The 19842-nt window shown below is 66.6% G+C and carries 16 protein-coding genes and 1 tRNA gene; 7 read left to right on the top strand and 10 right to left on the bottom strand.

The features are described from left to right. Positions 1-6: 6 nt before the first annotated feature. Positions 7-83 (top strand) — tRNA-Asp (locus tag SR882_RS01670). A gap of 99 nt (positions 84-182) precedes the next feature. Here the strand turns inward: SR882_RS01670 and SR882_RS01675 are convergent. Continuing rightward, on the bottom strand, positions 183-941 hold the full coding sequence (locus SR882_RS01675; RefSeq protein WP_322521624.1) for a spermidine synthase: 759 nt from the start codon (positions 939-941) through the stop codon (positions 183-185). A gap of 123 nt (positions 942-1064) precedes the next feature. Between SR882_RS01675 and SR882_RS01680 the strand changes: the two genes are divergently transcribed. Then, positions 1065-2093 carry a hypothetical protein gene (locus tag SR882_RS01680; protein ID WP_322521625.1) on the top strand — a complete coding sequence of 343 codons (1029 nt, stop codon included), beginning with the start codon at positions 1065-1067 and terminating at the stop codon, positions 2091-2093. Positions 2094-2162: 69 nt separating this feature from the next. On the opposite strand, the gene SR882_RS01685 is transcribed toward SR882_RS01680, so the two are convergent. The 9 genes from SR882_RS01685 to gshA form a co-directional block, all read right to left on the bottom strand. After that, on the bottom strand, positions 2163-2408 hold the full coding sequence (locus SR882_RS01685; RefSeq protein ID WP_322522372.1) for a DUF1244 domain-containing protein: 246 nt from the start codon (positions 2406-2408) through the stop codon (positions 2163-2165). Positions 2409-2484: 76 nt separating this feature from the next. Beyond that, the gene (locus SR882_RS01690; RefSeq protein ID WP_158611835.1) at positions 2485-2709 is read right to left on the bottom strand and encodes a BolA/IbaG family iron-sulfur metabolism protein; all 225 of its coding nucleotides are present in this window, start codon (positions 2707-2709) and stop codon (positions 2485-2487) included. Between the two features lie 26 nt (positions 2710-2735). After that, on the bottom strand, positions 2736-3884 hold the full coding sequence (locus SR882_RS01695) for a ribonuclease D (protein WP_322521626.1): 1149 nt from the start codon (positions 3882-3884) through the stop codon (positions 2736-2738). A gap of 43 nt (positions 3885-3927) precedes the next feature. Further along, positions 3928-4521, bottom strand: a complete 594-nt coding sequence (locus SR882_RS01700) for a peptidylprolyl isomerase (RefSeq protein WP_407653360.1) — start codon at positions 4519-4521, stop codon at positions 3928-3930. After that, positions 4514-4930, bottom strand: coding sequence for an RNA polymerase-binding protein DksA (gene dksA / locus SR882_RS01705; RefSeq protein WP_136866804.1), 417 nt, complete (start codon positions 4928-4930; stop codon positions 4514-4516). Before dksA ends, SR882_RS01700 begins: the two co-directional genes overlap by 8 nt. Before the next feature lie 218 nt (positions 4931-5148). Then, complete coding sequence (locus SR882_RS01710; protein WP_322521628.1) at positions 5149-5943, bottom strand: energy transducer TonB; 795 nt, start codon at positions 5941-5943, stop codon at positions 5149-5151. Between the two features lie 26 nt (positions 5944-5969). Continuing rightward, complete coding sequence (locus SR882_RS01715; RefSeq protein WP_322521629.1) at positions 5970-7034, bottom strand: FAD:protein FMN transferase; 1065 nt, start codon at positions 7032-7034, stop codon at positions 5970-5972. After that, positions 7031-7975 (bottom strand): glutathione synthase, encoded by a 945-nt coding sequence (gene gshB / locus SR882_RS01720; RefSeq protein WP_322521630.1) that lies wholly within the window; start codon positions 7973-7975, stop codon positions 7031-7033. The genes SR882_RS01715 and gshB overlap by 4 nt, the downstream gene beginning before the upstream one ends. A 25-nt stretch (positions 7976-8000) precedes the next feature. After that, entirely contained in the window at positions 8001-9368 is a 1368-nt protein-coding gene (gene gshA / locus SR882_RS01725) for a glutamate--cysteine ligase (RefSeq protein WP_322521631.1), read from the bottom strand. A gap of 195 nt (positions 9369-9563) precedes the next feature. Here gshA and SR882_RS01730 point away from each other — a divergent pair, with 195 nt between their 5' ends. The 5 genes from SR882_RS01730 to SR882_RS01750 all read left to right on the top strand — a co-directional run bounded on the left by SR882_RS01730 (position 9564) and on the right by SR882_RS01750 (position 19830). After that, positions 9564-9995 (top strand): response regulator, encoded by a 432-nt coding sequence (locus SR882_RS01730; RefSeq protein ID WP_322521632.1) that lies wholly within the window; start codon positions 9564-9566, stop codon positions 9993-9995. A gap of 79 nt (positions 9996-10074) precedes the next feature. Beyond that, positions 10075-10437: a response regulator gene (locus SR882_RS01735; protein ID WP_322521633.1), complete on the top strand. Its 363-nt coding sequence runs from the start codon at positions 10075-10077 to the stop codon at positions 10435-10437. A 4-nt stretch (positions 10438-10441) separates the two neighbouring features. Beyond that, complete coding sequence (locus SR882_RS01740) at positions 10442-10990, top strand: chemotaxis protein CheW (RefSeq protein ID WP_322521634.1); 549 nt, start codon at positions 10442-10444, stop codon at positions 10988-10990. A gap of 73 nt (positions 10991-11063) precedes the next feature. Beyond that, complete coding sequence (locus tag SR882_RS01745) at positions 11064-13154, top strand: methyl-accepting chemotaxis protein (protein ID WP_322521635.1); 2091 nt, start codon at positions 11064-11066, stop codon at positions 13152-13154. 94 nt (positions 13155-13248) lie between these two features. Next, positions 13249-19830, top strand: coding sequence for a hybrid sensor histidine kinase/response regulator (locus SR882_RS01750; protein WP_322521636.1), 6582 nt, complete (start codon positions 13249-13251; stop codon positions 19828-19830). Positions 19831-19842 lie beyond the last annotated feature (12 nt).

The following is a 19842-nucleotide window of genomic DNA, read 5'->3' on the forward strand; positions in this document are numbered from 1 at the left end:
CTATAAGCAGCGGTAGTTCAGTTGGTTAGAATACCGGCCTGTCACGCCGGGGGTCGCGGGTTCGAGTCCCGTCCGCTGCGCCACATCCCGAAAGGCCCGCCTTCCATGGCGGGCCTTTCTTCGTCTGGACCCGGGCAATCGTTGCCCGGAGCCTGTCCCCTCGTGCTGCTCGTGATCGTCGGCTATCGACGCTGACCCCGGAGGGGTTGCAGCCATTGCCATGCCTGCGCCTGGGCGCGGCGCAGTGGCGCGCTTTCCTGGGTGAGCCGCCGCAGGCCGTTCTCCAGATCGCCGGGCTGCCAGGCCTCCCGCCGGTAGGTCATCACGGTGTTGAGTTTGTCCGGCACGTGGGCGACCAGGGCGTCCGGGTGGAAATGGGCCGAGAGTTGCCGATGGGCCTCGACCACCGCCGGCATGTGATTGCGCCACAGGTTGAGGCAGATGATGCCGCCGGGGGCGATCGCCGCGTTAAGGCGGGCGACCGTTTCATCCGGCAGGCGGATCATGCCGTCCTGGTCGAACAGGTCGATCAGCACGACATCCAGGGGCGCCGTCGGCTCCCAGTCCGGCGAGCTGACGTCGGCAAACCGCAGGTCCAGCCGGGGGTGGTCGAGGTCCAGCCCGAAGTGACGTGCGGCAATGGGACCGAGGGCGGGGCGCAGATCGACGGCGTGGATGCTAGACTCGGTATGTTCGAGAAGAAACTTCGCCAGGACGCCGCCCCCAAACCCCAGCAGCCCGATACGGGCGGGGTGCGGATGCAGCGCCAGCGGCAGCATCATGGCCCGGTAGTAGGCGAAGCAGAGTTGCTCCGGCTGCTCCGGGCGCCACGCCGACTGCGCGGTGGGATTGCCGAACTGGAGCGCGACCTCGCCGCCCTGCTCGATCACCTCGATGGGGCCGTGGGCGTCGTTCATTCGTTCGAGCACCTGGGGCTTCATGCGGTGGTCTCTTGATTCGTTGCGGGGTGAACGCGGCGAGAGGCCGCTGGTCTCTCGGTGACCCAAAGCGTGACCCAAGGCGGCCTGGCGTGCTTGGAAAACAGGTATTTCGAGGTAACGATAATGTGGATCTCCCTTTCAGCGGGGCGGACGATTGGCATGGGCGTGCCCGCCATTATCGGTGAGTGGCTGCGTGAGCGAATCACCCAACCGGTCACCCGGCGTATGGCGCGTGTGACCGGCCTCACCGCCGGGGGTGTGGCGCTGCTGCTCTTCGCCGGCTTGGCATCTGCCGCGAGTTTCGAGGTGGGCGAGAAGGTGTTCGTGCCCATGTTCGAACCCAATCCTGAGCTCGACGGGTACGCCGAGGGCTTTGTGGAGCAGGTGCATGATGATGGCACCCTGACCCTGCGGATCAACAAGGTCCAGACCGGCAAGGGCAAGACGCTGAGCGGCACCTGCCACCCCTCGGGTGGCACCCCCCTTTCCGGGGCGGCAATCGTCTCCGACGACCCCGAGAACCTGGTGGTCGAGCAGCGTCTCCCGGCCGATGAGGTGATGACCTATCGGCGTGGCAGCCAGCTCTATCTCAAGCGTGAGAACCTGAGTATCGCCTATCTCAAGTACCTCGGCAGCGGCATGGGCATGACGCCGGACCGGTTCGACGTGGCCATCCGTCGCGCCGAGGAGGTAGGCCTGCCGCGCATGGTGGCGGCGATGGAGGTCGGCAAGATGCAGGTCGAATCGACCCAGGGCCGGGGATTTCCGGTGCCGGCATCGCGCGCCCTGCAAAAGGCGGCGCCGATGCTCGACGAGGTCGCGGCAAAGCTCGAGGCCTATCCCGAGTCGGTCGAGAGGGCCGCGCGCATGCTGGGCGGCACCACGCCCGAGCACCGGGATGACCCGTTGGCGGCGGTGATCGTGCGCCTGCACGAGCTCCTCGACGAGCAGCTGGGCGAGCTTGCACAGCAGAGCGGTGATCCGCGCGAGGTGTCCGGATTCAGTGTCGACGAGTTGCTGGCCATCTACACCGGCTGGTTCCGGGTGATCACCGCCAATGACACCCAGCCGTTTCAGAATGCCGGGGTCGACTTCTACCGCGAGCGGGCCGCCAAGGCGCTGGGCAATGGCGAGTGGCCGGCACTCATGTAAGCGGGCTGCCCGTCGAGTCACAAAAACGCCCGGGCCATGTTGGTCCGGGCGTCTTTCGTTGGGTCCGCCTTATTTCTGGTAGCGGGCCTTCCACTCCTCGTAGGGCATGCCGTAGACGTGTTCGCGCGCCTCGGCATCCGCCAGGTCGATGCCTTGTTTCTCGGCCTCCTCGCGCAGCCAGCGAGACAGGCAGTTGCGGCAGAAGCCGGCCAGGTTCATCAGGTCGATGTTCTGCACGTCGGTGCGTTCCTGCAGATGGGCCACCAGCCGGCGGAAGGCGGCGGCCTCGAGCTGATCACGGTTGCTGGAGTCGATGGCCATGAGGTTCCCTCGCGTAACGGTTCAATTCACTGGGGGCGACTCACGTCGAATGGCGCAAGTCGGGATCGAATCAGCTGTCGGGCGTGCGCGTGTCGTAGGTGACGGCATGCAGCTCGCCCGAATCAAGCGACGGCTTGAGAATGCGATTGAGGATCTGGTGCTGCTGCAGCAGGGATTTGCCGACAAAGGCGCTGCTGGTCACGGCGATGCGGAAATTGCAGCCTTCACCGTCCGGACGTACGCGGGCGTCGGGCAGTTCGGCCTGGATCAGCTCGATGATCTCGTTGTCGGTCATCTGCGGAAAGTCCTCCGGGTCGTGGTTCAGTCGGGTGCCTGCAGGATTGGGGCGAGCAGTTGGGCGCGCCAGCCCTGCGTGAGCCTTGATGGCCGATCCGGATTGGCCAGCTGTTGTCTGAGTTCGGCGCTGGTGGCCAGCCGCGAAGGGCTGATGGCCTGCTCCTCGGCGAGGGCGACCAGCTTCGACTGCCGGGATTTTACCAGTTCGCGCTGCGCTGGCGGCATCGCCGGCGGACGCGACAGCCGCGGCCAGTCGGCGCAATCGCCACCCAGGGCGGCGGCAATCTCCTGTCCTAACTTGTCTTGGGCGCTCGAGTCCCGGCCAAACGGGGATCGCGCACGAGCGATCTGGTCGGTGATCGCCGCCGCGCTCGGCGCTTGCTCGGCCTTGGCGGCCTGCCGCGCGATGGCGTGGGCCAAGTCCAGCATGGCCTGATCGCCCCATACCCAGCGGCGTGGCCGGTCCTGTTCGCGCGCCAGTCGTTCCCGCCAGGCCGCAAGGACCTGCAGCACCGCCAGGCCGGCCCGGTTAAGGGTCTGGACGCCGCGGATCTTTTGCCAGCGCTGCTCGTCGGAGGGGGTGAAGCGGGCCGGGTCGCATTGCCGTGCCATTTCTTCGGTCATCCAGTCGCGGCGCCCGGTCTCGTCCAGCCGTTGTTCGAGTCGCGGGTAGAGGGCGTGGAGCTGGGCGACGTCCTGCACGGCGTAGTTCAGCTGTGTCTCACTCAGGGGGCGGGCGAGCCAGTCGCTGCGTGTCTCGCCCTTGTCCAGGCGGGTGCCGAGCAGGGCCTCGGTGAGGGCGGCGTAACTCAATTGGCCGCCGATGCCGAGCAGTTCGGCGGCGACCTGGGTGTCGAACACCTGCGGCGGCAGTCGCCCGGCGGCCGTGAGGATCAGATCGAGGTCCTGGTCGCCGGCGTGCAGGACCACCGGTGTGTCACGCACGACCAACTCATGCCAGAAAGGGGTGAGGTCAAGCCCGGCGATCGGGTCGACCAGCCAGACGGTATCGGTGGTGGCGATCTGCAGCAGGGCGAGCTGGGGAAAGTAGGTGCGCTCGCGGACGAACTCGGTGTCCAGCGGCAGGTAGTGGGCCATGTTCATGGCCTCGATCAGCGCGGCGAGCTCCTCGGGGCGGGTGACGAAACGGACCTGGGGGTGCTCGTGGTTCATGCGCCCGTCGACGTGGTCTGGCGGCGGGATTGAAGCACGCCGGTTATTCGGCCGGCTCGACGATGTCCGCCGACTCGATCCGCACGGTCTCGCGGGGCACGTCCTGACGGAACGGACCCGCTGCGCCGGTCGGGATGGCGGCGATCGCCTCGACGGTGTCCAGCCCCTCGATCACGCGGCCGAACACGGCGTAGCCGGGCTTGCCAGTCGCGCGGTCGAGGAAGTCGTTGTCGGCGAGATTGATGAAGAACTGCGAAGTGGCCGAATCCGGGTCGTTGGTGCGCGCCATCGACAGCGTGCCGCGCCGATTCTTCAGGCCGTTGTCGGCCTCGTTCTCGATCGGTGCCCGAGTGGCCTTGCGTTCGAAGTCGGCGGTATAGCCGCCAACCTGGACGACGAAGCCCGGGATCACGCGGTGGAAGATGGTGTCCGCATAGAAGCCGTCACGGACATAGGCGAGGAAGTTGTCGACCGTGGCCGGGGCCTGTTCGTCGAACAGCTCGACGAGGATGGCCCCGTGGCTGGTATTCAGCCGCACCTGGGTGTCGGCGGCTGCCGGCAGGGCGGCGAGTGCCAGCGCGGCGGCCAAGGCGATGGCCAGGGCGGTGGCCGCGAGACGGCGGCCGGCATCAATCATCGCGCTGGACACGCTCGAGGCGTTCGTGGCGCTCCTGGGCCTCGATCGTCAGGGTGGCGATCGGGCGGGCCTCCAGGCGCTTGAGGCCGATTTCGTCACCGGTCTCCTCGCAGAAGCCGTAATCGCCATCGTTGATGCGCTTGAGCGCCTTGTCGATCTTGTTGATCAGCTTGCGATAGCGATCGCGGGTGCGCAGCTCGAGCGCGGCGTCGGATTCCAGCGTGGCGCGGTCGTTGATGTCCGGCTCCTGCCAGTTTTCTTCGCGCAGGTGATTGATGGTCGAGTCCGACTCGGTCATCAACTGGTCGCGCCAGGTCAGGAGCTTTTGCCGGAAATACTCCAGCTGCATCGGGTTCATGTATTCCTCGTCTTCCGAGGGCTTGTAACCTTCCGGGAGTTCAACTGCCATGTTTATCCACCACTTCTGCCCGAGCAGACGCTGAAATTGAATGTGAAAGCGCCGAATGACGACTCGCGGGACGGGTCCTTTCAGGGGGAACCCGGAATATTGTGCGATCTCGCGGATCGCGCCGCTGCCAGCCTCGTCCTCCGGTCCATGGCCGAGAACGGGCGACGGGCAAGTATAGGGGCGGTGCCCGGTGAGCGCAACGCCCGCCGGATGGCGAATCAAGGGCTTGTCGCCTCGTCGAGCAGGCGTCGGTCGCTGGTGAACACCCAGGTGCGGGTTATCACCAGCCGGTCGTGCCGGGCGGCCAGTTCGTCGGGGAACGTCGGGTAGGGGGCGGCCGCCTGCAGGAGGTTGCGGGCGGCGTTGTCGAGGATCGGGTTGCCGGACGACCGGCGAATGGCGAGGTTGAGTACGTGACCTCCCTTGCCGATAGTCACCTCGAGGATCACCTGCCCCGAGAGGTTCTGCTGCACCAGGGCGTCGGGGTAATGTTGATTGCCGTATGCCTCGACCTGGCGCTTCCAGCGTGCGAGATAGCGTCCGGCCGGTCCGCCTTGCGTGCGGCTGGTGGCGTAACCGGTGCGCAGGGCGGCATTGACCTGCTCGTAGAGTTGGTCGATCTGGTCCTGGGTGGAGAGGTGGCGCGGCGTGTCGCTCGCCGCCCAGGCGCCTTCCTGCTGCGGGCCCTGTCCGTCCTCCTTGAGGGTATCGGTCGGACTGTCCGGACCACGCTGTCCGGCGAGCATCGGGTCGGCCGGCAACTCCCGGTTGAGGGTGTCGGTTTCACGACCGGCATCGACGTTGCGTTCGGCCTGGGGGGCGTCAAGGGTGATCTCGATGACCGGGCGCTGTTCCACTTCGGGGCGGGTGATTTCGAGCAGTAGCAGGCCCACGTGGGCCAGCACGGCAAGCCCGATCGCGATCGGCAAAACCCAAGACGAGCCCAGCGCGGGCGTCGCGGCAAGCCCGTCGGGGCGGCGGTGGCGTTCTCGTGTCGTTCCCTTGGTTGGCATCCCTGCGCTTCCCGGGTGGTTCGGTGTTAGGGCGTGTGCCAGTCGATCGCGCGCCCCGCGGGCGTGGTCGACATGGCCGACTGCATGCCGGCATCACGCCACGGCCTGCCATTCTCGGTTACCAGCAGGATGCCGTCGAGCCCCAGATGCCGGGCAAATTGCTCGGCCTCCGCGGGTGAGAGCAGCATCAGCGCGGTGGCGGCCCCATCGGCGATTACGGGGTCGCGGCCCAGCACCGTGGTGCCGCTGTTGTGGCGCGTTGGACGGGCGGTCAGCGGATCGATGATGTGGCCGAAGCGCTTGCCCCGATAGCGCAGGCGACGCTCGTAGCTGCCCGAACTGCACAGGGCATGTGGCCCCGACACGCGCACGCCGCCGAGTGTCTCACGGCCGCGCGGATCGCCCCTGGGGTCACGAATGCCCAGCTGCCAGTCCCGCCGGCCGGCCTGGCCCAGGGTGTAGAGATCGCCGCCGGAGTCGAGCAGGCAATCGGTGATCCCGGCGGTTTTGAGGGCATCGAGCACCTGTTCGGCGGCGAAGCCCTCGGCCAGGGCGTTGAAGTCGAACTGGACCCTCGGGTTGGTGGTGATCACGCGTTCATCGTCGATCCGCACGTCGTCGAGCGAGGGCGCATCGGCCAGCCAGGCGTCCAGCACGGACTCGGCGGGTGGCGTGATCGGCGTGTCGCCGGCGTCCCGATGAAAGCCCCACAGGGCGATCAGCCCGCCGATGCTGGGGTCGAAGCGTCCATGGCTGGCCTCGAACAGGGGGCGGGCGGCCCGGATCAGCGCGCGTACCTCGGCGCTGGCAGCAGCCTCGCCGTGTTCGGCCAGCTGGCGGTTGAGGCGGGTCAGTTCGCTGTCGCGCCAGGGGTGCAGGCGACGGTAGAGCGGCTCGACGATGCCCTGGGCGGCATTAACGGCGGCATTGACCTGCTCGGTGGGGGTGTCGGCGAAGCGCAGGGTCCAGACCTGGCCGAAGACCGTAAAGCCCGCCTGGGTGAAGGTCGGTTCGCCGGCGCAGCCGGGCAGGCTTGCCAGCGGCAGGCCGGCCAGCCCGCCGAGCAGCGCGCGCCGGCGCCGGTCGATCATCGTCCGATTCGGTTGGCGAGCCGGTCGAGCATCCGTCCGGTCACGTCCTGCCCGGTGGCCGCGCTGATCTCGCGGGCGCAGGTGGGGCTGGTGACGTTGACCTCGGTCAGCCAGTCGCCGATCACGTCCAGGCCGACGAACCAGTAGCCGCGTTCGGCCAGCCACGGGCCGACGGTCGCGGCGATCTCGCGGTCGCGTTCGCGTAGCGGCACCACCTCGCCGCGGCCGCCGGCGGCCAGATTGGCGCGGAAGCTCTTCTCGCCCGGCACCCGCAGCAGGGCATGGTCGACCGGCTCGCCGTCGATCAGCAGCACGCGGCGGTCGCCGGTGCGTATCTCGGGCAGGTAGCGCTGCGCCATCACCAGCTCGGTCTGATCGCGGGTCATCACCTCGAGGATCACCTGGGTGTTCTCGTCGTCCGCGTGGATCTTGAATATCGAACTGCCGCCCATGGCATCGAGCGGCTTGACCACGATCTCGCCCTGCTGGGCGATAAAGGCCTTGAACTGGTCGATCGAGCGGCTGACCAGGGTTGGCGGGCAAAGGGCGGGGAAATGCTGCGCGAGCAGTTTTTCGTTGGCCGCCCGGACGGCGTCCGGACGGTTGGCGACCACGACGCCAGCCTGTTCGGCCAGTGACAGCAGGCCGGTGATGTAGTGGTAGTCCAGGTCGATCGGCGGGTCCTGGCGTTGCAGGATGATGTCGAAGTCGGTCAACGCATGGACGGCGCGCTCGCCCAGCGTGTAGAAATCCGTGTCGCGATCGACCACCGTGATTGGGACGGCCTGCGCTTGTGGCATGCCGTCGGCGAAGAACAGCCAGTCCGGCTCGATGTACCAGCAGTCCCAGTCGCGGGTCTGGGCGCTCAGGAGGAAGGCGAACGAGGTGTCCTTCCAGGGCTTGATCCGTTCGATCGGATCCATGACGACGGCGATGCGCATGGGGCGGCTCCGGTTGCGGTTCGGATCAGTCGGCGGCCGGGCCGTTGCCCGGGCCGTTGCCTGGGCCGTCGCTCGCGCCGCCGATCAGATCGCCCTGCTCGCGCGCGGCGGCGAGCAGCGCCAGCCGGGCGACCACGCCGTAGCAGTACAGCCGGTTCTGGTCGCTGTCGGGCGAGGCATCCGGGGCCGGCGTGACGCAGGACTGGGTGAAGGGCAGCGGCACGAATTCCGCGCCGGGGGAGTTGAGGTTCTCGCTCTGTCCCTTCTTGGTGTGGACCCGATAGAAGCCGCCGACCACGTGGCGGTCGATCATGTAGAGCACCGGCTCGGCGACGTGTCCGCTCGAACCCAGCCGCTCGAAGCTGTAGATGCCCTCCTGGATCAGGACGCGGTTGATGTTGCGGCCGTCCTTGGAGGCCGCCATGCGCGTGCGCTGCTTGCGGTTGAGCCCGGTCACGTCGTCCGTCGACTGGGCCATCATCACACCCATGCCGTAGGTGCCTGCATCCGCCTTGATCACGACGAAGGGTTTTTCCTTGATCTCGAGTTCGTCGTACTTCTTCTGGATGGCGGCGAGCATCTCGCTGACCTTTTCCTGCAGGCAGCTCTCGCCCTCGCGCTTCATGAAGTCGATCTGGCCGCAGTCGAGGATCATCGGCGCGAGGTGCCACGGATCCAGATCGATCAGGCCGGCCAGTTCATTGGCCAGTGCCTGGTAATGACTGAAATGGTTGAACTTGGAGCGGTGCCACCAACCGAGCGCCGTGGGGGGGACCACGGTCTGTTCGATGTCCTCGAGAATCTCTTCGCGCCCACCGGACAGGTCGTTGTTGAGCACGATGGTGCAGGGCGAGAAGCCGTCCACCTCGATCCGGCGACCTTCGCGGTGGATCGGGTGCTGGGTCAAGGTGCGGCCGGAGGGCAGATCGAAGTGTGCCGGCTCGTCCAGCGCATCAAGCGAGCCGATGCGCGTCTCGAAGCCGGCCAGCTCGAACAGCTCGGCCATGGTGGCCAGCGATTCGAGGTAGAACTGGTTGCGCGTGTGGCGTTCCGGGATGATCAGCATGCCGCGCGCGTCGGGGCAGGCGTGCTCAACCGCCGACTGGATCGCCTGCACCACCAGCGGGTCGAAGCTGTGGTTGAGGTTGTTGAAGCCGGCCGGGAACAGGTTGGTGTCGACCGGGCCGAGCTTGTATCCGGCGTTGCGCAGGTCGACCGAGGCGTAGAACGGGGCCGGCGTCTTGCGCCACTGCTCGCGGAACCAGGTCTCGATCTGACGGCGGTTCTCGATGATGTGCGATTCGATCATCAGCAGCGGGCCGCAGTAGCTCGCTTCGAGTTCGGGGGTCGAGTCCTGGGTGTCCAGTTGCAGGGCGGAATGGTTGTTTGTCATCGACTTGTCGTCACGGTATTCGCAGGGGTGGGGTGCGGGCCGGTACGTGGCCGCGCTTTCGTGCCCACAGTGTAAACGATGGCTGGCGCGCTTGTTCCTTCGCCGGGTAGCCGTCAAGGCGTTTGCCAAAGGCCGGCGCGTTGGTTACATTCGGCCGACGCAAGGCAAGAATCGGCCAGCAGCAAGGACGAAGACATGGAAGCGACAGAGAATCACGCCGGCCTCGACGGCTTGAGGGTCATGGTGGTCGACGATAGCAAGACCATCCGACGGACAGCAGACAGCATCCTCAGCAAGGCGGGCTGCGAAGTGGAAAGCGCGATCGACGGATTCGACGCCCTGGCCCGCATCGGCGCGTTCGATCCGGACGTGGTCATCATCGACATCCTCATGCCGCGTCTCGACGGCTACCAGACCACGGCGCTGATCAAGAACAACGATCGCTTCGGCGAGACGCCCATCATCCTGCTGTCCAGCAAGGACAGCATCTTCGACAAGGCGCGTGGCCGCATTGTCGGTGCCTCCGATTATCTCACCAAGCCCTTCAATAGCGACGAGATTCTCGCCGCGGTCGAGCGTTTCGCGGAAGGTCGCCCCGTGGCCGACGAAGGCGCGATGGCGGACTGAGAATGGCGTGGCAAGCGGGGTCCGATTCCGGACGCCGACAGCATCGTATTGAACCGGATTTTTCTAGAGGAACAGGGTAGTGGCTCACATCGTTGTCATTGATGACTCGCCGACCGAGGTGTACGTGCTCCAGCAGATTCTCGAGCGTCACGGACACCAGGTTTCCGTCGCCAACAGTGGCGAAGAGGGCACCGAACTGGTGCGCCAGGTTCGCCCCGACGCGGTGCTCATGGACGTGGTGATGCCGGGCATGAACGGCTTTCAAGCCACCCGCACCCTCAACAAGGACAGCGAGACGAGCGCGATCCCGGTGATTATCGTCACCACCAAGGACCAGCAGACCGATCGCATCTGGGGCATGCGCCAGGGCGCCAAGGAGTACCTGGTCAAGCCGGTCAAGGAAGCCGACCTGATCGCCGTGCTCAAGAGCGTGCTCGGCTGACGTCATGCAGCGCACAGAGGACGTGTTCGACTATCTCGGCTGGATTAACCGGCAGGTCGATGAGCATGCCGTCGGCCTGCCGAGCAGCGACGACCATGTCAGGACCTGGCAGGGCATCCTGTTTGCCGTCGACGGTCGGCGGATGCTCGTCGCCTTGGATGAGGTGCGGGCAATCGTCGCCCCGCCCCGCATGGTGACGCTCCCTGGTGCGCGTCCCTGGGTGTCTGGTCTGGCCAATCTGCGCGGCGAGTTGACCGGGGTCTTCGATCTGGCCCGTTTCTGGTTTGATGTCACCACCCCGGTGTCCCGCCACAGCGTGGTCTTTCTCGCCAAGCATGCCCAGGCCTCGTCGGCCTTCCTGGTGGAGCGTTCCTACGGAATCCGCCAGGTTGCCTACGGCGACGAGCGCCCCTTGAGCGATTCCGAACACCACCGCGAGCTTGCTTCCCTGCCGGGCTTCCACCAGGAAGTGCGACTCAACGAGGAGTGGCTGCCGGTGCTCGAGTTCCGGTCGCTGCTGGAACACGACCAGTTTCTCAATGCCGTCGCATGACGTCGGCTTCGGGCGGATGCCCGGATATAACTAGACAATGACGATGAATTCCATTCAGGAGTAAGTGGCAACTATGAGTCTTGGCGCACGGATGGGCGGCATCAGCCGTAAGATACTGATCCTCGTGGTTCTGGCGGTTCTGGCCCTGGTCGCGACCGTGGTCGTGTTCATTTTCGCGGCCCAACGCGAGCAGGAATTCCTCGACCGTCGCCTTGCCGGCGCCGAATTGGAGCGCTCCTCGCAGGAGATCACCATTGAGGTGTTGCGCGCCATCCGCGGCAACCCCGGGGCCTTCGACCGGGTCCAGTCGATCCGAGCCGAGTTCACCGACAGCCTCGCGGCCCTCAAGGGCAACGACCCCGAGCGCCCGCAACTGGCGGTGCCCGGCAACCGCCAGGACCTGCTTGGCACGGTCGACAACCAGTGGAGCGCCTACAACGACTCATTGAGCAAGGTGCTCGAGGGCCGCGAGGCCATCCTCAGCGTCGGCGAGCAGTCGGCGCAGATCGAGGAGATCCTGCCGGACCTGACCGCGGCCTCGGACGAGGTCGTGCAGACGCTGGTTGCCAACGAAGCGCCCAGTCACCTCATCTATCTCGGCACCCGCCAGCTGATGTTCATCGAGCGCATCGGCACTACGCTCGACGAGATCACCGGCGGCGGCGAGCAGGCGGTCAACGCCTCGGAACGCTTCGGCCGCGACGTGGCCCTGTTCGGTGGCGTGCTCAATGGCCTGTTGAACGGTAACCGCATGGCGCCGCGCGTCAACAACACCGAGGTCCGTGACGGGCTGCGCGAGGTGGGCGTGCTGTTCGCCACGGTCAACCAACTGGTGTCCGCGGTCCTCGAGCAGGCGCCGCAACTGCTCGCCGCCAACCAGGCTGCACGTGAGATCGACCGCATGTCGGGCGATTTCACCGGCAGCACCTCGGAGCTGGCCCGCACGCTGGCCGCCGACCAGAACCAGGCCTCGCAGTTCCTCTACCTCGGCTACGCCAGCGGCGCGATCGGCCTGCTGCTGCTCGTCTGGCTGGGCGTGACCCTGGTGCAGGAATCCCGTCGGGCGCTGAACGAGACCGCGGCGGCCAACCAGCGCAACCAGGCGGCGATCCTGCGTCTGCTCGACGAGATGATGACACTCGCCGACGGTGATCTGACCGCGCACACCACCGTGACCGAGGACATCACCGGTGCGATCGCGGACTCGGTCAACTACACCATCGACGCCCTGCGTGACCTGGTCGGGACCATCAACGACACCTCGGTGCGCGTCGCCGAGGCGGTACGCGCCTCGCAGGACAGCTCGCGGGCGCTTGCCAACAAGTCACGCGGCCAGGCCGAGCGAATTACCGAGATCTCCGATGCGATCGCGCAGATGTCCGACGAGATCGAGCGGGTTTCGGTCAGCGCGCAGGAGTCGGCGCAGATCGCGGAGTCCTCGGTGAACGTGGCCCACCGCGGGGGCGATGCGGTGCGCCAGACCATCAAGGGCATGAACCAGACCCGCGAGCAGATCCAGGAAACCTCCAAGCGCCTCAAGCGTTTGGGCGAGTCCTCGCAGGAGATCGGTGACATCGTCGGCCTGATCACCGATATCGCCGACCAGACCAACATCCTGGCCCTCAACGCGGCAATCCAGGCGGCGATGGCCGGTGAGGCCGGTCGCGGTTTTGCTGTGGTCGCCGACGAGGTTCAGCGACTGGCCGAGCGCGTCAGTGACGCGACGCGCCAGATCGAGCTGCTGGTCAACACCATCCAGACCGACACCTCCGAGGCCATGCTTGCCATGGAGCAGACCACCTCGAACGTCGTCGACGGCGCGACGCTCGCCGAGAACGCCGGCAAGGCGCTGTCCGAGATCGAAAGCGTCTCGCTGAAGCTCTCTCAACAGATCAACGACATCACCTCGGTGGCCCAGAAGGAGGCCTCGGTGGCGACCGAGCTGCGTGAGGCGGTCAACCGGATTCGTCAGGACACGCAGCAGACGGCAGAAAACGCGACCCAGGCCGCCGACGAGATCGGTGAGCTGGGCTCGCTCTCGCAGGAGCTCAACCGCTCCGTGGCCGGTTTCACCATGCCCGAGCGGGACGAACCGACGGTCGCGATGCCGATCGAGGAGCGCTCGGCAGGGGAATGGGACGAACCGGCCGAAAAGCGGGCCTGATCGCAGCAGCGTCCATGGCGCCCAACCCCGGAGACGGGCGCCTGTTCGTCGGAGATTCCAGCAGGCGGGAAGCCGAAAGGTGGTGTAACTGAAGATGCGGACTGAAAGGAAAGTCGATGCGATCGTGTTCGACTGGCTCCGTGAGGGGTTGGAGGAGCGTCTCGCCGAGCTCTTGAGGGCACTGGAGCAGTTGTCCGAGGGCCAGAACGTGACCGAGCATGTCTTCGACGCCACCCAGGCGTTGCAGACCATCGACCGTGTCTTCTCCATGGTCGATATCCAGTTGGTGCGCGTGCTGGTGCGCACTCAGATGGCCGCCCTCGAGCCGCTCGAAGAGCCGTCCGACGACGAGACGGCCATTTCCGCGCAGATCGAGTCGGCAGCCCTGCTGCAGGCGCTGCTGGATCGCATGGCGGCCGGTGCGGAAATCGCGCCGGCAAGCCTGCTGCCGATGGTCAACCGCCTGCGAGGGACCCTCAAGCAACCCCCGCTTGAAGCCCGTGAGCTGGCCGCGCGCGCCTTCCTGTTGCAGGCCGAGCACGAACTGGGCAAGCGCCCGCACCGCGAAAAAGGCGTGGACGAGGAAGCCGAGCTCCGGCCGCTGTTGCGCCGGATGGAGCGTGAAGTGCTCGCCGTCATGCGGGACGACTGGTCCGTCCTGCCGGGGTTGCGGGATCTGTCCATGCAGATCATCGCCCACGAACCCAGTCGCAGCGCGATCATCGCCATTCGCGTGGTGGGTGAGTTGCTGCGTCTGACCGAATCTGACCCCGATCGTTACGCACCGGTGCTCAAGCGAGCGGTCGGGCGGGTCCTGCAGCTGTTCCGCTTGCAGCTTCAGGCGCGCAGCGAGTCGGTGATCAACCATGCCGGCCTGGACCTGGGCGCCTCGGTGTTGCTCTCCATGCTGGAGCGGGTCGACGATGACGAGCCGATCTGCCGCGATCGTGCCGGCGATTGGCGCCAGCAACTCGATCGCGCCGATGTGCCGGCGCGGTTCGTCGGTCTGGATGCCCAGGCACTCGAGGCGGTCCGGCAGGCGCTCGAGGAAGAGTTGCTTGCCACCCAGGACGTGCTCGACCTGTTCGTCCGCGGCAAGCGTGATGATCTCGAGCCGCTGGGTCGAATCCTGAACAAGTTCGAACAGATGAGCGGGGTGCTCGCCACGCTGGGCTACGCCGCGGCGGCCCAGGCGCTGGCAGACGGCCGCGAGCGCTTGCAGGCGGTTACGCGAGGTGCCGAGCTCCTCGATGACGAGATGCTCATGGATCTCGCCGGCACGGTCATGCTGGTCGAGCAGGTGATTGACGGCATCCCGCGCAGCATGGCCGACGGCGACCGAGCCGAGGCCCTGCACGACCAGACCGTCGCCAGCTCGATCGGTGCGATCGCCAGTGCGGCGTTCGAATCCCTGAGCGAGGCTCGCGAGAAGATCAATGCCGGCCTCGCCGGGCAGGGTGATGGCGAAGCGCCGTCTGACGACCCGTTTGCCCAGGCGGCCGATCGGCTGACCGGCATCGGCGAAGTGCTTCGCCTGTCCGGCCGCGATGCCGCGACCCCGCTGGTCATGGCGTTGGCCCGCTGGAGTCGTGCACAGACCTTTGGTGAGCCGGTCGGCGATGAACATGCCCTGTCCGCCCTGAGCGAGATCTTCGCGGCGCTCGAGTTCTATCTCGAGAACCTGCGTGATTTCAGCAAGGAGATCGCCCGTTTCCTCGAGGCACCCAAGCGGCGAATCGACGACCTCCTGGGCGATGCCGACGAGCGACAGGACGTCGCGGCATCGGCCGAGGGCGCTGCGAGCGAATCGCTATCCTCTGACGCGGAGGCGGCCGAGTCCGACTCGACAGCCGAGGAATTGCCCGCCGCACCGGTCGACGACAGTCTCGCCACTCCGGACGAATTGATCGCATTCTGGCAAGTCGAGGAGGAAGAGCTCGCCGCGGATGCGCCCGGTGCCGAACGCGAAGCGCCTGCCGCCGATGTCGAGCCGGTCGAGGCCGAAAACCCTGACCAAGCGAGTGGCGAGGATCTGGAAGACGCACTCGACTTTGCGCTCGACGAGGGCGAGGAAGAGCAGCGTGTTGCGCCGTCGTCCTCGGACGATCTGCCCGACCTGCCCGGCGAGGTTGCGCAATACCCGCAAGCCGCGGAAAGCCCGGCCGACCTCGATGCCCTGAGCCTCACGGCAGATGAACCGACGGCGGGGGACGAGACGGCGTCCCGACCCGAGACGTCCGAGGACGAGTCCGACGAGACGGCGCTGGGCTCTCTGCCACGGGACGAGTCGTCGACCACCACCGAGGCCGAAGGCGAGACACCGGTCGAATTGGACGAAGGTCCAAGTGTCGCATCGGAGGACCCCGAGGCGGCGCAAGCCGCGGATCAGCCGGGGGGCGATGTGGAGGCGCTGACGTTCCCCGAGGCAACAGAGGAAGACTCGGCGGCCCTCGAGTCGGCCCTTGATTTCGGCCTGGCCGACGATCAGGACGAGTTGCGTGTCGATCAGCAACCGCCGGGGCAACGCGAGTCGGCTGACGACGAGGGGCCGTCCGTCGACCTTCCCGATCAGCCGGTGGCCGCCCCCGAAGAGGCGGGCTTGTCCACCGACGAGCGGGCCCTCGCCGAGACCGAGACCGAAGGCGACCACGGTGAACCGTCGCCCAGCGACACCTCGGCCAGCAATACGGAGTCTGCTGACGACGAGACGGCAGCCCTGTCGTTCGGCGAGACGGAAGAGCCGTCGTCCCGGGAACTGGAATCGGCGCTCGATTTCGGGCTCGCCGACGACCAGGATGACCAGCGGACCGCTTCGGCGGCATCGGCCGATGACGAGATGGCGGTCGACCTTCCCGATCAGCCCGTTGAGGCCCCGGAACTGCCCGAGGCAGAAGCCGTCGACACGTCGGCGGACGAGCCCGAAGCGAGTCTGGACACCGAAGCCGTCATCGAGCCGGACGACGACCCGATGATGGCGGAGATGCGCGAGGTCTTCGCCGAGGAAATGGCCGAGACGGTGCCCGATATGGGTGAGGCGGCCGATGCCTGGCGCAACCGGGAGGATGTCGAGGCGCTGATCACCCTGCGCCGCGGTTTCCACACCATCAAGGGCAGTGGCCGGATGGTCGGGCTGGAGACCATCGGCGAGTGGGCCTGGGCCTGGGAGCGACTGCTCAATCAGGTGATCGATGGCAAGCTCGACGGCGATGAGGCCACTCGACAGGGGGCGCTCGATGCCGTTGCCCTCATGCAGGCGGTACTGCCCGATCTCGAGGCCGGACAGGCCACTCCCGAGTCTCACTGGTCCGAATCGCGCCGGCTGGCCGAGCGTCTCGAATCCGGCGAGTCCATTGAGATGGACCGGTCGTCCGGTCAGGCCGTGGTCGACTCCCCGGCGGACGACGAGGCCACCGCCTCAGACGGGCCGGTCGAATCGGACGAGGTGTCATCGGACGAGGAGTCGACTGAAGCCCAGGCGGCCACGCCGGTGATCGATGATCCGGTGCTGCGAGAGATCTTCGATCAGGAGATCGGCGGCTACATCGACGAATTGCATCGCGAGATCAAGGCCGCGCGCGAACACGGCGTCGGTCTCGCCTGCGACAACGACCTGGTGCGTCTGCTGCATACCACGCTCGGCTCGGCGCGCACCGCCGGTGTGGACATCATTGCCTCCCTGGCTCGCTACCTGGAAGACTGGACCCGCGTACTTGCCGAGCATCAGGAGCGTCTGGGCGGTGAGGAGCTGGCCCTGTTCGCCGAGGGGGCCGATGCCATCGAGGCATTGCGTCGCTGGGCGGTCGACCCGAGTCTCGAGCAGCCCGATACCCGGGACCTGGAGCAGCGCCTGGATATCCAGTTGCAGCAGGTGCTGGCCGAGTATGGCGAGGTTGCCGAAAGCGCCGAGGCCCGCGATTCGCGCCAGGCAGAAGAGCCCGAACCGCCGCTGACTGTCGAGGATTCCGGCGCCGAGTCCGACGACGTCACGTCGACTGACGACGTGGCCCATGGCGAAGAGGTTCCCGGCCCCTCGGCCGATGAGTCATCGAGTGACGAGGTGTCCGACGAGGAGTTGCCGGTCGATGAAGCGGCCAGGGACGACCTCGAGACGGACGATGTCGAGACAGGTCAGGCCGAAGAGCTGCGAACCGAAGCGGATGATTCGTCCGACGCGTCGGGCGGTGACGACGAGGCGGTGGATGAATACGCCGACATCGAGCATCGTCCGGACGATGATCCGGCGGAGCAGGACGAGGACATCCTGCAGATCTTCCTCGACGAGGCCGACGAGCTGCTCGAGCAGGCCGATGCCTATCTGGCCCACTGGCGGGTCCACCCGCACGATCTCGAATCGATCCGCCTGCTGCACCGCAACCTGCACACCCTCAAGGGCGGTGCCCGCATGGCCGGCCTGCTCAACCTCGGGGACGTGGCACACCATCTCGAGGGGCGCCTGGATTTGGCCCGGCGCGAGGAATCCACGGATAACGAGTCCCTGGTGGCGCTCGTCCAGCACAGTTACGACGTCATCGCCGGTCTGCTCGACCGGGTGCGCAGCCAGCAGCCGATCCCTCAGCAACGCGAGCTGATCGGTTGGATTCGCGATCCGGAGGGTGCGCGTCGGTTCGCCGAACGCAACCAGGGCGCTGACGTGGCCCGTCCCGACGCGGCCGGCGGGCCGCATCGGGCATCGCCAGCGCCGGCCGAGGCCGCCGCCGAGCCGTCGCCGGGAGCGCCGGTGTCCTCGCCCACCGAATCCGCCGAGGCCGGTGGCGGCCTTGGGCAGGAGGGGGGTGCCGAGCGGCGCGACGAGCAGGTGCGTGTCGCCGCGGGCAGCATCGATGCCATGGTCAATCAGATCGGCGAGTCGGTATTGCTGCAGTCGCGCATCGACCGGCAGGTCAACGGTTTCGAGCGCCAGCTGTTCGAGCTTCAGCAGACCGTCACCCGCCTGCGCAGCCAGTTGCGCCGGCTGGAGATCGAGACCGAGACACAGATCAAGGCCGACCTGATGGAAGAGGCCGGGGTCACCGAAGAGCAGTTCGATCCGCTCGAATTCGATCGTTTCACGCAGGTGCAGGAACTGTCGCGCGGCATCATGGAGTCGCTCGGGGACGTCGCGAATATCGAGGAGAGCCTCAGTTCGCTCACCGAGCAGTCGCAACTGTTGTTGCTGCAGCAGTCCCGTCTGGGGCGGAAGATGCAGGACGGTGTGCTTGCCATGCGCCTGGTTCGTTTCAATGACGTCGCCGGGCGCCTGCGGCGCATCGTGCGTCAGGTCGGCGACGAGATGGGGCGTCAGGCCGAGCTGGTGATCGAGAACGGCGATGCCGAGGTCGACCGGGTCACCCTGATGGCCATGCTGCCGTCGCTGGAGCACATGCTGCGCAACTCCATCGCCCACGGCATCGAGTCGCCCGAAGAGCGGCGCGCCGCCCATAAGCCGCCGGTGGGTCGCCTGGCGCTCAATATCGACAGCGGGGGCGGCAATATCACCGTCAGCCTGCGTGATGATGGCCGCGGGCTTGACCTGGATGCCATTCGTCGCAAGGCGATCGAGCGCAGCCTGATGCCGGCCGATATCGACATCAGTGACGAAGAGGCGCGTTCGCTGATCTTCCTGCCGGGCTTCTCCACCGCCGGAAACCTCTCCCAGGTGGCCGGCCGCGGGGTGGGAATGGACGTGGTCGCCAGCGCCACGCGTGAGCTCGGCGGCTTCGTCGACGTGGATTCCGAGCAGGGCCGCTATACCGAGATCCGGCTCAATCTGCCGCTGACCCAGGCGATGACCCGCGGCATCCTGATTGCCAGCGGTGACGATCGCTACGCCATTCCCTACAAGGGCGTGGTCGCGGTTACGCGCATGACCGGCGTGGCGCTCGCCGAGCATTATCGCGAGGAAAAGCCACAGATCGAGCACGACGGCGAGCACTTCCCGTTGTATTACCTCGGCGAGCTGCTGTGGGGGCAGCCGCCGGCGGAAACCGCACAGGACGTGGCGGCGATACGCCCGATCATGCTCTTCAAGCTGGGCGAGCGGCGTTTCGCCCTGCACGTCGACCATCAGCTCGGTGGCATCCAGTTGTTCGTCAAGTCGATGGGGCCGCAGCTTGGACGCATCCCGGGGATGTCGGGGGCCACGATCGCCGACGATGGCGACGTGATCCTCGTGCTGGAATTGTTCGAGCTGGTCCAGCAGTTCCAGCGGCGCGACTACCAGCGCCGTCTGGGGACGCAAGCGGCACTCAAGCCCGCCCGAGCCCGTCCGTCGGTGCTGGTGGTGGACGATTCACTCACCGTGCGCAAGGTCACGGCGCGCACGCTGGAACGCAACAACTACGATGTCGTCCTGGCACGCGATGGGGTCGAGGCACTGGGTCTCCTGCAGGACAGCCTGCCCGATCTGGTGCTCACCGACATCGAGATGCCTCGCATGGACGGCTTCGAGCTGTTGGGTGCGATCCGCAACGATCGATCGGCGGCCGACACGCCGGTGATCATGATCTCGTCACGGACCGGCCAGAAGCACCGCGCCCGTGCCGAGGCGTTGGGCGTTTCCGCCTACCTGGGCAAGCCCTACACGGAACTCGATCTGATCGACACCATCGCGCGCCTGCTGCCGGCAAGTGCGGTGAGCGGTGACGACGAAGGCCCGGGTGACGAGCATGCCCACTGAAGGACAGCAAGC

The organism is Guyparkeria halophila (assembly GCF_034479635.1).
GTDB classification, from domain to species: Bacteria; Pseudomonadota; Gammaproteobacteria; order Halothiobacillales; family Halothiobacillaceae; genus Guyparkeria; species Guyparkeria halophila.